The sequence below is a fragment of the Achromobacter sp. RW408 genome (assembly GCF_003184165.1).
Taxonomy (GTDB): domain Bacteria; phylum Pseudomonadota; class Gammaproteobacteria; order Burkholderiales; family Burkholderiaceae_B; genus Achromobacter; species Achromobacter xylosoxidans.
Map to the genome: position 1 here is coordinate 357,036 of NZ_QHHO01000046.1, position 12,633 is coordinate 369,668.

The window sequence follows — 12,633 nt, forward strand, 5'->3', positions numbered from 1 at the left end:
GCCGCCTGACACAAGGACCACGACATGCAAAACCTGGCACTTTTCTACGACACCGAAACCACCGGCCTGCCGCTGTTCAAGGAACCGTCTGAACACCCGGGCCAGCCCCATATTGTGCAGCTGGCCGCGGCGCTGGTCGACCTGGACTCGCGCGAGACGGTCGCCAGCCTGGACCTGATCGTCCGGCCGGACGGCTGGATCATCCCCGATGAGGTCACCGAGGTGCACGGCATCACCACCGAGTACGCCATGGCAGTGGGCGTGCCCGAGACGCTGGCCCTGTCGCTGTTCCTGGAGATGTGGGCCGGACGCAAGCGCATCGCGCACAACGAGTCCTTCGATGCCCGCATCGTCCGCATCGCCCAGCACCGCGCCGGCGAACTGGAACACGACCTGGAACGCTGGAAGGCCGGCACGGCCGAATGCACCGCACGCCTGGCCACGCCCATCCTGAAACTGCCGCCCACCGCCAAGATGGTGGCCGCCAACCGCCACCACTACAAGACGGCCAACCTGAGCGAGGCGGTGCTGTTCTTCACCGGCAAGCCGCTGGAGAACGCGCATAGCGCCTTGGCGGACGTGCGCGGCTGCATGGACGTCTATTTCGGCATCCAGGACCTGCAGAGGGAGGCCGCGTAATCATGCATCCCTACATGAACCGCCACGACCGGCGCCAGGCCCGGCGCGCCGAGGGACGACGGCCTCGGGCGGGGCGCATGGCGCGTCCCGTGGCCGCCCCGTTGATTATGGGCTCAGAAATCGTGATGCGCCCCCTGGAACAGCTGTTCGACGAGCTGGACCGGACCGGCAAGGTGTCGGTCAACGCCAAGGGCTACCCGACCTTCGTGGCCTGCGACGGCCACAAGTACGAGGCCGCGCCCGCGATCGAAGGGCTGATCTGGCACTTCGAGATGTGGAGCATCCGCCACGCCAAGGAACTGCCGCTGCAGCCCCTGCGTGATCTGTACATCGCGCTGCACTACCTGGTGCCGATCCAGGAACGCACTATCGAAGGCCTGCGGCACGCACTGCCGATACTGCGCCGTGTGATCGCCTTGGGCCAGCGCGACGACCAGGGCGACCTGTTCCACCAAACCCGCATCAAGATCGCCATGGAGGCGCAGGCATGAGCAAGATCGAAAACACCTGGCGCCTGGCCCCGGTGGCCGCTGCACAGCACGAGCTGGCCGAGGTTCGCGCCGCCCTCGGCTTTCTTCCCCAAGGCTACACCGCCATGGCTGGCCTGGAGCGCCTCGCCGACCTGCTGGCGGCCGCGGAGCCTTCACCGACCTCGCCTGCAGTCAGCACCGAACAGGATGCCCCGATCACCGTTACCGTGGACCATGATCCGCGCGGCGTCAGCGTTGGCGTGTGGCAGGGATCGCACTGCATCTACAGCGGCGCGCATCCGATTCCCACCTCTGCTGGCGACGTGCGGCCCGTGCTGCCGCCGCTCAACGACGATCTTGCCGACATCCTCGGGCGGCCTAACTTCTGGTGCGCGGACTTGGCGGAATTGCTGCGGGCGGATGGCCGAGAGATCAAGCGCAAGTCCGAACACGAGCAGGCGGCGGTGATTCACTTCCTGCTGGGCCATTATCTGCAACATGGCTCTGACTGGCGCGAGACGGCCGGCTCTGCCCTCGACGCCATTGCAGCACATCGTAAGAGGGATGCCTGATGGCCCTGCCCTACAGTACCGCAACCAGCGGCGAGAAGGCACTGGGCGAGATCCAGAAGCTGCTGCGCGCCTTCGGCTGCAGCAAGTTCGGCAGCATGGTGGACGACGGCGCCGGCGAGCTGCTGGTGCAGTTCGAATACCGGGGCCGCCAGGTTTCCGTGAAGGCATCGACGAAGGGCTACGCCGCGGCCTGGCTCAAGGAGAACCCGTGGAGCCATCGCCGCACCGGCACGCGGGCCCAGTACGAGAAAAAAGCCATGGACGTGGCGAGCGTCGCCGTGTATTCGATCCTGCGCGACTGGATCAAAGGCCAGATCATGGCCATCGAGACTGGCATCCTCTCGTTCGAAGGCGCGTTTCTCGGACAGATCATGCTGCCGACGGGCCATACCGTGCTGGAGCATGCAGCGGCGGCCAACCTCCTGCCGGCGCCGGACGGCGGCCAGCAGGTCCGCCAGGCCGCGGAGGGGTGAACATGGCAGTCACAATCACCGATCATGCCGACGCCCGCCTGAAAGAGCGTCTCGGCCTGCCGAAGTCGGCCCGCGCTGCTGCCGCGCAGCGCGCCTTCGATCAAGGCAAGCGGCACGGCGACGCGGCCGGGAAGCTCAAGCGCTTCTTGGACAAGTGCTGGCTCCAGCACCGCAGGGCCAACAATGTCCGCATCCACGCCGAACACATCTGGTTTTTCGCCCACGAAACCCTGGTGACCGTCTACGAGGTGCCCAGGAGCATGCGCGCGGGCGCAAAGGACTGAACTATGAATGAACAGAACAATATCGCGCAGCCGGCGATTGTCGTCACGCTCACTCGCACCCTGGGTGCGTATGGCGCAGCGTTTGACCTCCCCGGACCGCACCGGGCATTTACGTACCGCCACCAGCCGGGGAATATCGGGGCGCACCGCCTCGGTGCCGCTTGGCAAAAGGCAGCCAGCGGTAGTTCGGGCGACCTCATCGACAGAGGGCTGGGGCTGCTCCAGGCCCTACAGGAGGTCGGGTTCGGTGTCTTTGAGGTGTCGGAAATTGCCGCCCCTGTAGCCGAAGAGCGGGCAGCATGCCCTACCGACGTATGCAAAGCCGGGCAGGCCGATGCCGTGCTGTGCGCGAACGACGAGTGCGACCGCGCCAACGGCGTGCGGCCGCCCATGTACCGCATCCCCGGGGTCCGCGAGGACGTGCTGCGACGCGCCGCCCTGGCAAGCGCCCCTGTAGCCTGCAATTGCCCCGGGGGTAACAAGCCCGTGGACCTGCACGCACCAAACTGCCCGGTACGAACGGCAAAGGCGACCCTCATCGATCCTTACGATGGCGGCACATGGCTGGCAAGCACCCCTGTAGCCGGGGAGGCGGTGACGTGGGAAGCAGTGCGCCAAGAACTGGCGATCTTTCTGATGGGCGCAACCGGGCGTTCGTCGAAGGAGTGGCACCGCCCGCTGGATAACGCATCGGAGGGCGGTGCCCTGGCGAGAATGCGCGCATGTCTTGCCGCTCCCCAGGCCAGCGCCGAGGACGTGCGCAATGCGGCGCTGGAGGAAGCGGCGAAGCTGATGGACCAGACGCTCCGCAGCAACGGGGCCGCCCTTATCCGCGGCCTCAAACGGTCCCAGGCGGACAAGGACGGCGGCCAGCAGCGCGCCGGGGATGGCAAGCCCCGCGAGGCCGTGGACTATCCCCGCGGTGGCGCGCTGAACTTCGACGACCCTGTGTCGGCCAGCGCCGAAGGCATCCGCAGCCCGTCCAACGCCTGCATGCACCGCCACGAGTGCCGCGCCATGCTGGAGCGTCAGACCGCCGCACGGAATACCCGACTGCGCGACCTTGCCGCCGAGGCGCTCACCTGGATGGAAAGCAGCACCGAGAAGCCCGTCAGCCTGTGCGCCGATCTGCGCACGGTCTTGACCTCCTCCAACTCGCGCAACAGTCAAGGAGGCATTGATGGCTGAGAACAGCAAAATCGAATGGACGGACCACACTTTCAACCCGTGGGAAGGCTGCCAGAAGGTCGGGCCCGGCTGCGATCACTGCTACGCAGAGACGCGCAACGCCCGCTTCGCCGGTGGCAGGGCTGTCAACTGGGGGCCGGGCGCGCCGCGTCGGCGGACCAGTGCCGCCAACTGGCGCAAGCCGCTGTCTTGGAACGGTAGCCCGTTCTACCAATGCCTGGACTGCGGATGGCGTGGACACGGCGCGGGCAAGATCAACGGAGGCCTGCCTGTCTGCCCGGTGCCGAAATGCGCTTCCCTGAGGCTGGCCCCGGCCCGAGCGAGGGTGTTCTGCGCCAGCCTGGCTGACGTCTTCGACAATGCCGTGGACCCGGCCTGGCGCGAGGACCTATACGGGCTGTTCGAGGCCACGCCCAGCCTGGACTGGCTGCTACTCACGAAGCGAATCGGCAACGTGGGCAATATGTTGCCGGTGCCATTCGACTTCAACCGGATATACCCCAACGTCTGGCTGGGCGCGACCATCGTCAACCAAGCCGAGGCCGACCGTGATATCCCCAAGCTGCTCGAGCTGCCGGCGCGCGTTCGCTTCCTGAGCATGGAACCGCTACTCGGGCCGGTCGACCTGGGCACCGCCTGCCGACGCGCTGGGTTGCACCTGGGCGAGGCGCTGGACTGGGTAATCGTCGGCGGCGAGAGCGGCCCCGGCGCGCGCCCCATGCATCCGGCCTGGGCCGCCAGTCTGCGCGACCAATGCCAGGACGCTGGAGTGCCATTCCTGTTCAAACAATGGGGCGAGTGGGCGCCAGGGTCTGGCGATTTCGGCGCCGGCGGCTATGACACCGCGGCGGTTGCCTGGGACGGTCGTGTTGCGCGCGACGACTACCCGGTCGGCGCAACGAGCGCGGACGGCTGGTCGATGGTTCATCGACCGGGCAAGGTGGCGGCCGGCCGGCTGCTCGATGGCAGCGAATGGAACGAGGTGCCGCGATGAAAGAACGGCCTATCCCTTTCAACGGAGCGATGGTGCGGGCGGTGCTGGCGGGCACGAAGACGCTGACGCGGCGCGCCAAGGCGCTGGAGTACTTTTCTCGACCGGAGAACGATCCAGGTGGCTGGTGGTGCGCGCGGGTGTCTGCCGGCGTCGCCTACATGGTCTACAAGCAGTCTCCGCATGAGCGGGCGGTGCAATGCCCCTATGGGGAGGCCGGCGACCGCCTCTGGGTGCGCGAGCCCTGGCGCAGCACCGCAGACCTGGACAAGCGCAGCGGCAGCGAGATCGCCGAACTGTGCCTGGACGCCGGCTACAGCGCGCCCTGGGCTCCGATCCAGTACGAAGCGGACGGCGCGAGGCGCGACTGGAAGCACACCGGCACGCCGCCCCATGACGGCCCGCCCCAACCGGGCAGGTATCGCCATGCCCGGTTCATGCCGCGCTGGGCGAGCCGCACCATCCTGGAAGTCACCCGCGTGCGCGTTGAACGGCTCCAGGCCATCAGCTACATGGACGCCCTGGCAGAAGGTGCGTTCGATGCCGCGGCTTTCGTCGGCCAAGAATGTACTGATACGGGCGAATCGGCGGATGAGTTGGCGCGCCGTCTGCAATGGCCGCAGCGCGCCTTCCGCGCGCTCTGGGAACAGATCAACGGCGCAGGCGCCTGGGACGCCAACCCCTGGGTGTGGGTGGTAGAGTTCCGGCGCCTGCCGCCTGGGGGACCGCGATGAAACCCTACCTATCGGACGACGAAATAAACGAAATTTGCGACCCGCTGACGCAGCCGCATGCGCAGATCCGGTATCTACAAGGCCTGGGCATCCCGGTCAGCCGCAAGCCCAGCGGCCGGCCGCTGGTGGGCCGCACGGCCTTTGACCGCGTCATGGCCGGCGCCCCCGCGGAAGCCGCGAACGACACGCATGCGCCGCCGGCTTCTCCGCAACCGGATCACGCCGCGCTGCAACAACTTTTCAACCGACAACGGAAGCATGGGACGCAAGCGAAAATCGGCTGACCTGGGGCTACCGCCGCGCGTCTACCTCAAGCATGGCGCCTTCTACTACGTACACCCCGGCAGCGGAAAATGGGAGCGGATCGGAACCGATATCAACGAGGCGAAGCGGCGGGGCAACCTGTACAACGACCCGGCCGGGGAATACGGCACCGTGGCGTACTGGCTGGGCATGTTCCTGGCCGACTGCCAAAAGCGAATCGGTCTGCCCAAGCTGCGTCGCGGTATCGCGCAGCGCACCTATGACGACTACGAGGCGGCCATCACACCGCTGACGGCATTCTTCGGAAAAATGCAGCCGCCTCAAGTCCAGGGATATCACGTCGCGCAGTACCTGGACGCCGGCGCACACGCGAACCGGGCCGTACGGGCGAACCGGGAAAAGGCGTGCCTGTCGGCGGCCTTCTCTTGGATGATGCGGAAGCCGGAAACCGGGGTGAAGGTCAATCCCTGTTTCGGAATTGCGCGCAACCCCGAGCAGAAGCGTGACCGGTACGTCGACCACGACGAGTACACCCTGATCTATGGCAGGGCTTCCAAAGCCGAGCAGATTCTGATGGAGCTGATCTACCGAACCTTGCAACGGCCCGAGGACATCATCACCTGGACCACCGCCAACGTGGTCAACAAGCGCGAGGCCGATGGCACCATCCAAAGGGTGATCCGCAACCGGCAGGCGAAAACGGGCCAGGTAGTCGACATCCGAATCACGCCGGAAATGGAGGCGATCCTGGCCAAAGCGGCGCCCGCGGATGCCCTCCTCGGGCCAGGCCTGCATCTCGTGCGCACGCGCAACGGGGATCCGTATACCTACGACGGGATATCGGCGATGCTGCGGCGCCGCATTTACAAGGCGGTGAAAGAGGGGGAGTTGACGGAACCGTTCGGGTTCTACGATTTGAAGGGAAAGGGCGCGACCGACATGTGGCTGGCCAACGTGCCACTGACCGAGATTCAGGTGCTGTGCGGGCACGAGTCCGTGCGGACGACGGAAATCTATGTGAAATCGCGCTGGAGGGGGACAGTCAGCCCCAACAAAACGGCGTTGCCGGCCGTCTAATATCAGCAGGCGAAGCCAGGAAAGACGCGGCCGCCAGAGGCGGCGCAGATGTGGAAATTTTGGACAGTTTCGGGAGGAATATCTATATTTGGCGCGGGTCTGCGGGCTGTTCAGACACCGGAATCATAATCCGCAGGTCCCCTGTTCGAATCAGGGATGCGCCACCAAAGAATTCAAAGGCCTCCGCGTAAGCGGGGGCTTTTTTCATTGGTGCGTTTTGGACGAGATATTAGACAGCATCTAATATCCAGTAGGCCATACAGTATGGCCGTCCGAGTCCGATTGTTTCGATGGGAGGTAGCTTGGAAAGCTTTCTGCAATGGCTTGCATCTTCGCCACCAGCCTCCTGGGTTCAGGCTCTAGGCACGCCCATCATTGGCGTGGTGGCAGTTTACGTAGCCTACCAAAGCGCCACCACCGCGCGCAAAAAGCTCAAGTTCGACATGTTTGAAAAGCGCGTGCGCGTCTATGAGGATGTGCGTGCATTCTTCAAACTGACGGACTCTGGGGCACTGACCTACCAGGAAATCCAGACGATCTCAGGACTTCGAGCACACGCCAAGTTCTTGTTCGCCAGCCCAGCTATCGACGATTTTCTAAACGAAGTGACCGAGCAAAGCCGGGAGCTAATCTACCTGCAGATGCCGAGGCGGCCGAACGCATCTGGCGATGGGAAGATCTTGTTTCCAGATGAAGACCCTATACGCGCGTTTCGCCGCAAAACTATGGATCAGTACATACTTTCGACGGTTACAGATGCTACCCCTCCGCCGGAGGACGGGCCTGAATACGACTGGCTGCCGGCGGCCAGATGGATTTACGATCACAAAAATCGTTGGGACACCCTGACCCTAGCCTACTTGCAGTTGAATCACTAATCGCAGATTCTGTATTGGCACTTCCCCAGGCGAGGAGCGAGTCATGTGCGGTCGCATCGTCCAGAAGTCCGGCCCGCTCGATTACGTCGAGCGCATATTCCCCAATCCGCGAGCCTTGTTCAGCGACCCGGCTGGCCCGCTCTACAACATCCCGCCGGGTACGCGGCCGATGGCAATGCATCGCCTGGCCAGCGACTTCGAACTGGAGCGCCTGCACTGGGGCTGGCGCCCGCACAATTCGAAGTACCTCATGTCAAGCGCGCGGCTGGACAAGATCCTCGCTGGCGCCTGGCCCTGGAAGATGCTCACAGCGCGCGGCCGCATCCTGGTGCCGGCGGACGGCTGGTATGAATGGAAGCCCCTGGTCGATGGGCCGAAGCCGCCCAAGCAGCCCTACTTCATCCACGCCACCGACAATACGCCCCTCTACTTCGCGGCGCTGAGCAACTGGCGCCCCGGCGCGGACAAGGACGAGGCCCACGGTTTCGCCATCGTCACCAACGATGCCGCTGGCGGCATGATCGACGTTCACGACCGCCGGCCGGTGGCAAGTACGATCTATGCTAGATAACGGCAACCGCCCCGCCGAAGCATAAACCCCTAGGGATATCCCGCGTACTTGGTAGCCAAAAGCTTTGATAGGGTTGGTTGACGCCATAGTGGATTGAAATCTGCCATGCCAACCCGAGTAAAGCTCCTGTATTTCAAGCCGACCACAGCCCGCGCACGCATCTGGCCCCTCGGCATCGCACTGAGATGGACTCTTGGCTTGATACCCGCCCCACAGTTCCTCACCATGGGCCTTACCGAGTATCAGATGTCGGACCTATCCGAGCTTTCGTTCTGGATCTTTGCCATTCGGGTCGCCCTCACGGGCGAAGCGATCATTGTCACGAAAGACGGATTGTGGGACCCCGCAGGCAAGGTCGACAGTGGTGGCGTCCACGCCTTTGGACGTGACTTCGAACTGCCTTAACAGCTTGAAGTCGTGCTAAATTCACATCGCCATCGGTGGACTCGCCGGAACACCGCATCGGCACAACGCCCCAGCCCCCTCACGGGTTGGGGCGTTTTCGTTTTGCGGCTCGCTACGGACCCCGCGCTAAAAATTGGGGACAGAAATAGTGGCAACCCAGCTGGTGGTACGCCGTAAACCGCTAGAGCGTTGTGCCGAGCCGACAGCCCCCCATCACACCGCCGAAATTACACTTGGTGTAATAGTGGTATATTGACATCCTCATCGTTACGCCTAGAATTGAGCAATGATAGTTGAGCATGAAGACGGCCTGCTGCAGCGATTAGAGACGGACCCCCACTTTGCGAATGGCGAGGACCCGCACACAGTGCGTTCTTTTCGTATGCGCCTCGTGATGCTTAGGAGCGCAACAAGCGTTCAATCCCTAGCCACATTGAGAATGCTGGACTTCCGGGTCGAAGGCGACGGCACCTGCTCAGTCCGCCTTACGACGCACAAGCGCCTCAGCTTTAAGCAAGAACCGAATCACACAGAAGAGTTGGTTAAGGTCCTTTCAATCGACACCGTCCATTGATGCCTGACCAGGAGAACGTTATGCAAGCAGCCGCAGCAGATTATTTCCCGCCGGGAGAAGTCCTCAAAGAAGAGCTTGAAGCTCGGGGATGGACTCAAGTTGAATTGGCCGAAATCATGGGCCGCCCTACCCGACTGATCAACGAGATCATCGCTGCCAAAAAATCCATCACTCCAGAAACGGCGATTCAGCTCGGTGAAGCTCTAGGGCCGGACGCGCGATTCTGGATGAACCTGGAAAGTCAGTACCAGCTTTCTAGAGTGACAAAGCCCGACAACCTTATCGCGCGACGGTCACGACTCTACGCACGGTTCCCTGTCCGTGACATGGTCAAGCGTGGATGGATCCAATTCAGCGAGAACATTGAGGTGTTGGAGCAGCAGTTCAAATCTTTTTTCAACATCGACCAGTTGGACCAACGCCCTCACTTTTCTCACGCTGCCAAAAAGACGGACGAAGCCGAAGAGGCCACCATCCAACAATTGGCTTGGTTGTTTCGCGCACGGATGATCGCAGCAAGTCACGTCAGCAAGAAATTCAAAAAAGAGTTGCTTGAGGCGGCGCTCCCTAAGCTGCACGCCTTGCTATCTGCTCCCGAGGAAATTCGTCACGCGCCCGGGATTTTGGCCGATTGCGGTGTGCGGCTTGTCTTCATCGAAGCCTTGCCGGGGACCAAGATTGACGGCGCGTGCTTTTGGTTAACGTCAACGCAACCGGCGATCGCAATGTCGCTCCGCTTTGACCGGATAGACAATTTCTGGTTCGTGCTTCGTCACGAGCTAGAACACGTGCTGCAAGGACACGGCAAAGACGCGGGCTATATCTTGGATGTGGATATGGATGGAGATGCTACAGACCAAGTGCTTGCGGAAGAGCGCATGGCGAATGAAGCAGCTGCCGATTTTTGCGTGCCCAGAAAAGAGATGGAGAACTTCGAGGCTCGTGTCGCGCCGTACTTCAGTGACGAACGGGTCATGCTGTTTGCCAAGCGCCTCGAAGTCCATGTTGGAATCGTAGCCGGTCAGCTGCGTAAGCGGTTGAATCGCTATGACAGGTGGAGCAAGTACCTAGTGAAAGTTAGGCACATTGCAATTCAAAGTGCCCCGACCGACGGTTGGGGAAACGTAGACCATTGACTAGAGGACGATGCACTCATGTCGGCATACTCGAACGCAGTGAAAGAATACATCGAGCGCTATCAGCGTGAAAAAGGTGATGAGAGCGGGCTACTTGACGCACATGAGCTCGCGGCCTGGGCCTATAAAAATGGCCTCCATAAGCCAAACGCCAAGACGATCATTGATGCAATCGCAGCCGATATAGCCCAGGTATTTCGCGAAGAGTACAGAACGGATCGTCATGGCCGGCGCTACCGCGCGAAACACGCTACGACCAAGAAGGAGGGGAACAAAACGCTCTCACTGTGGGCAGACCTTGACGACCCCAACGCCCCGCACGAGCACTTTCAACGTTCGTTCGCCCAAAGACGCCTTCAAATTGTTGGGGATTGCTTTCAGCTCAAGACGGACGTGGATGTCTATAACGACCAGCGTCAACCCGAGAAGCCAATTCAAGTTGTTTTGGACTTCTCAGACGACGTGGAAGAACTCCAACTCCGCAATAACAAGAGAGCAGCTTGATGAATAAGGGCTTCGAAGCGCGCCAACGCCCGAAGCCCCGAAAGAATGCGAAGCCCAAAGGTCCCATGGACGACGCACCTTGACTGCAAAGTAGAAATTGCATCGTAGTCGGTCGCCAAGCCGGCTGTCAAATGTCAAGGCGAAAGTTGGGGCGGCGTTTTGGAGCATACCTATGCAGCCGAACGACACCGAAGAAGTCATCTATCGGATGACTATTACCGTAAAGGGACGGGTCATCCGTCGCCCTGACGGTCGCCCGTTCCGGATTGTGTTGCGCAAGAAAAAAGCCAACTAAGCCGGTATCAAAAAGCCCCTGGCCCAAGGCCGGGGGCTTCTTGTTTTTGTGCATCTCGCCGCCCCTGACCCGGCCGATACCGGAATGGCTAACGCAGACGAGCCTGACTCGCCTCCAACTGCGCCGTCAGTTGCTGGATCCCGGCCCGGAGGGCGAAGTAATCCGATCTAGCGGCGGGATCAAGTTTGGCGCGGGCTCCATGATCCACGCCGGCGGCGGCGCCGGCGTCGGACACTCCACTGCCGTCCGCGGGGCAGGCGGTACGGACGTGCGGCCATCGTCAAACTTAAGCGGAAACTACGCCGCTTTTTTCTTTTTGAGAGTCTTGTTTTCTGCGGAAAGATCTCTCACCTTCTCGTTGAGCTCCTTAATACGAGCCACCTTCACTTTAGTTGCAGCCTTCTCCGCTTCAATGCGCTTTTTCAACTCCGCAATTTGCGCATCTTTTCGCTGCTCACGTGCCGAAAGATTTTTGTCACCGGTCGCTCTTGCCATAGCACCTACTCCACAAAGTTGAGAAAGCTCGACGATATCACTATGTATTTAAAAATGTCTAATTACATCAAGTGATGGCTCTAGAATTTCCACTTGAACTGCTTTTTAGGCGTCCGTGCTTTACCTAAAGGGTTTCGACAATCCCCCATAAATGCGCTCACATGTCAGTCCCGCGATTCGGGCACGGTCTGCAACGCCCGCAAGCGCTTCAGCTCGATCGACAGCGCGGCCGAACATGTAGGCGAGCAGATCGACGGCAGCGGCTCCTGACGGGCTTCCGTCGGCAAGGGCGGGATCTCGGGTGACTGCGGCGCGAGCCAGCGTGTCTGCGCGGGCACGCAGCCGGTCGCGCTCATCACGAGCGCCAACAGCATCAGCAGCCGCGGCAGCGGCCTGTTTCTGGGCATCATCACGGGCGATCTCCACGGCGGCCATGCGCCGCCTTTCTTCATTTCTGACCGCCTCGATGGCGGCGGCCGTAGCCGTGGCTTGCGCGGCTTGTTCCTCGGCGTGGTCGGCACGCATTTCCGCCAGTTGCGCCGTATAGCGCCAGGCCTGCACCGCCGAAGCCGCGCCACCAGCGGCGAGCGCCCCGACCAGTACCGCGGCCGCGTACCCGCGCCACCCCACCAGCAGGCCGGCAACCTTGACGCCTGCGGCCATCATGCCGCTGCCTTCCAGCCCCGCGGCAGCTGAAAGTGCGGGCCGTCCTTGAGCGATTTCCAGTCCCCGCCCCACTCCACGGGCGTGCCCAGCTCGGTCGCGCAGGCCTTCACCACGTCGGCCAAGCGGCGAAATTGCTCCCAGTCGCTCCACGGAATCGCGCCACCGACCAGCGGCGCCAGGTCGACGGCGTGGCCATAGCCGTCCTGCTGCTGCAGGTGCAGGCTGTTTTGCGTCTGGCTGGCGCCTTGGGCGACCAGCTCGCGCTGGCGTTCGGGCGTGCGAAGCCCCTCGACCACAGTGAAATCGACCGCGGTGCGTTGGATCGCCAGTTTGACGATTTCGACAAGTCGGGGGTGTACCCCGTCCAGGCGCTGCAGGCTGCGCGCCGAAAGGCTGAATGCGGACATGATGGCTCCT

General features: G+C 62.2%; 19 protein-coding genes, 1 tRNA gene and 1 pseudogene. 17 read left to right on the forward strand and 4 right to left on the reverse strand.

The window, feature by feature from the left end; translation table 11 throughout:
- Positions 1-24 precede the first annotated feature (24 nt).
- From DK459_RS11680 to DK459_RS31130, 17 genes are all read left to right on the forward strand, one after another.
- On the forward strand, positions 25-639 hold the full coding sequence (locus DK459_RS11680) for a 3'-5' exonuclease (protein WP_110134735.1): 615 nt from the start codon (positions 25-27) through the stop codon (positions 637-639).
- A 125-nt stretch (positions 640-764) separates the two neighbouring features.
- Positions 765-1,130, forward strand: a complete 366-nt coding sequence (locus DK459_RS11685; RefSeq protein ID WP_049054998.1) for a hypothetical protein — start codon at positions 765-767, stop codon at positions 1,128-1,130.
- Entirely contained in the window at positions 1,127-1,681 is a 555-nt protein-coding gene (locus tag DK459_RS11690; RefSeq protein WP_060721050.1) for a hypothetical protein, read from the forward strand. Before DK459_RS11685 ends, DK459_RS11690 begins: the two co-directional genes overlap by 4 nt.
- A complete protein-coding gene (locus DK459_RS11695; protein ID WP_054481219.1) occupies positions 1,681-2,154 on the forward strand; it encodes a hypothetical protein in 474 nt (157 codons plus the stop codon). The genes DK459_RS11690 and DK459_RS11695 overlap by 1 nt, the downstream gene beginning before the upstream one ends.
- A gap of 2 nt (positions 2,155-2,156) precedes the next feature.
- On the forward strand, positions 2,157-2,438 hold the full coding sequence (locus DK459_RS11700) for a hypothetical protein (RefSeq protein WP_110134736.1): 282 nt from the start codon (positions 2,157-2,159) through the stop codon (positions 2,436-2,438).
- A 3-nt stretch (positions 2,439-2,441) separates the two neighbouring features.
- Entirely contained in the window at positions 2,442-3,626 is a 1,185-nt protein-coding gene (locus tag DK459_RS11705; RefSeq protein WP_110134737.1) for a hypothetical protein, read from the forward strand.
- Positions 3,619-4,620, forward strand: a complete 1,002-nt coding sequence (locus tag DK459_RS11710; RefSeq protein WP_070540848.1) for a phage Gp37/Gp68 family protein — start codon at positions 3,619-3,621, stop codon at positions 4,618-4,620. The genes DK459_RS11705 and DK459_RS11710 overlap by 8 nt, the downstream gene beginning before the upstream one ends.
- Complete coding sequence (locus tag DK459_RS11715) at positions 4,617-5,351, forward strand: hypothetical protein (protein WP_199234279.1); 735 nt, start codon at positions 4,617-4,619, stop codon at positions 5,349-5,351. Before DK459_RS11710 ends, DK459_RS11715 begins: the two co-directional genes overlap by 4 nt.
- Positions 5,348-5,635 carry a DUF4224 domain-containing protein gene (locus DK459_RS11720; protein WP_070540843.1) on the forward strand — a complete coding sequence of 96 codons (288 nt, stop codon included), beginning with the start codon at positions 5,348-5,350 and terminating at the stop codon, positions 5,633-5,635. The genes DK459_RS11715 and DK459_RS11720 overlap by 4 nt, the downstream gene beginning before the upstream one ends.
- Positions 5,610-6,692: a tyrosine-type recombinase/integrase gene (locus tag DK459_RS11725; protein ID WP_199234268.1), complete on the forward strand. Its 1,083-nt coding sequence runs from the start codon at positions 5,610-5,612 to the stop codon at positions 6,690-6,692. The genes DK459_RS11720 and DK459_RS11725 overlap by 26 nt, the downstream gene beginning before the upstream one ends.
- 90 nt (positions 6,693-6,782) lie before the next feature.
- Positions 6,783-6,859, forward strand: a tRNA-Met gene (locus tag DK459_RS30610).
- A gap of 135 nt (positions 6,860-6,994) precedes the next feature.
- Positions 6,995-7,570, forward strand: a complete 576-nt coding sequence (locus tag DK459_RS11730; RefSeq protein ID WP_146221891.1) for a hypothetical protein — start codon at positions 6,995-6,997, stop codon at positions 7,568-7,570.
- Between the two features lie 43 nt (positions 7,571-7,613).
- A complete protein-coding gene (locus tag DK459_RS11735; RefSeq protein ID WP_233256797.1) occupies positions 7,614-8,141 on the forward strand; it encodes an SOS response-associated peptidase family protein in 528 nt (175 codons plus the stop codon).
- A 105-nt stretch (positions 8,142-8,246) separates the two neighbouring features.
- Positions 8,247-8,546 carry a hypothetical protein gene (locus DK459_RS11740; RefSeq protein WP_110134740.1) on the forward strand — a complete coding sequence of 100 codons (300 nt, stop codon included), beginning with the start codon at positions 8,247-8,249 and terminating at the stop codon, positions 8,544-8,546.
- A 594-nt stretch (positions 8,547-9,140) separates the two neighbouring features.
- A complete protein-coding gene (locus tag DK459_RS11750; RefSeq protein ID WP_110134741.1) occupies positions 9,141-10,256 on the forward strand; it encodes a HigA family addiction module antitoxin in 1,116 nt (371 codons plus the stop codon).
- A gap of 18 nt (positions 10,257-10,274) precedes the next feature.
- Entirely contained in the window at positions 10,275-10,760 is a 486-nt protein-coding gene (locus tag DK459_RS11755; protein WP_082390965.1) for a hypothetical protein, read from the forward strand.
- Between the two features lie 172 nt (positions 10,761-10,932).
- Positions 10,933-11,055: a hypothetical protein gene (locus tag DK459_RS31130; protein WP_020928351.1), complete on the forward strand. Its 123-nt coding sequence runs from the start codon at positions 10,933-10,935 to the stop codon at positions 11,053-11,055.
- 88 nt (positions 11,056-11,143) lie between these two features.
- Here the strand turns inward: DK459_RS31130 and DK459_RS31195 are convergent.
- The 4 genes and pseudogenes from DK459_RS31195 to DK459_RS11770 all read right to left on the reverse strand — a co-directional run.
- A pseudogene (locus DK459_RS31195) lies at positions 11,144-11,314 on the reverse strand (lysis system i-spanin subunit Rz); the annotation flags it as partial.
- Positions 11,315-11,352: 38 nt separating this feature from the next.
- Positions 11,353-11,550 (reverse strand): hypothetical protein, encoded by a 198-nt coding sequence (locus DK459_RS30400; RefSeq protein WP_123767410.1) that lies wholly within the window; start codon positions 11,548-11,550, stop codon positions 11,353-11,355.
- Positions 11,551-11,670: 120 nt separating this feature from the next.
- Positions 11,671-12,216: a DUF2514 family protein gene (locus tag DK459_RS11765; RefSeq protein ID WP_233256798.1), complete on the reverse strand. Its 546-nt coding sequence runs from the start codon at positions 12,214-12,216 to the stop codon at positions 11,671-11,673.
- Entirely contained in the window at positions 12,213-12,623 is a 411-nt protein-coding gene (locus tag DK459_RS11770; protein WP_049054115.1) for a M15 family metallopeptidase, read from the reverse strand. Before DK459_RS11770 ends, DK459_RS11765 begins: the two co-directional genes overlap by 4 nt.
- Between the last annotated feature and the right edge of the window lie 10 nt (positions 12,624-12,633).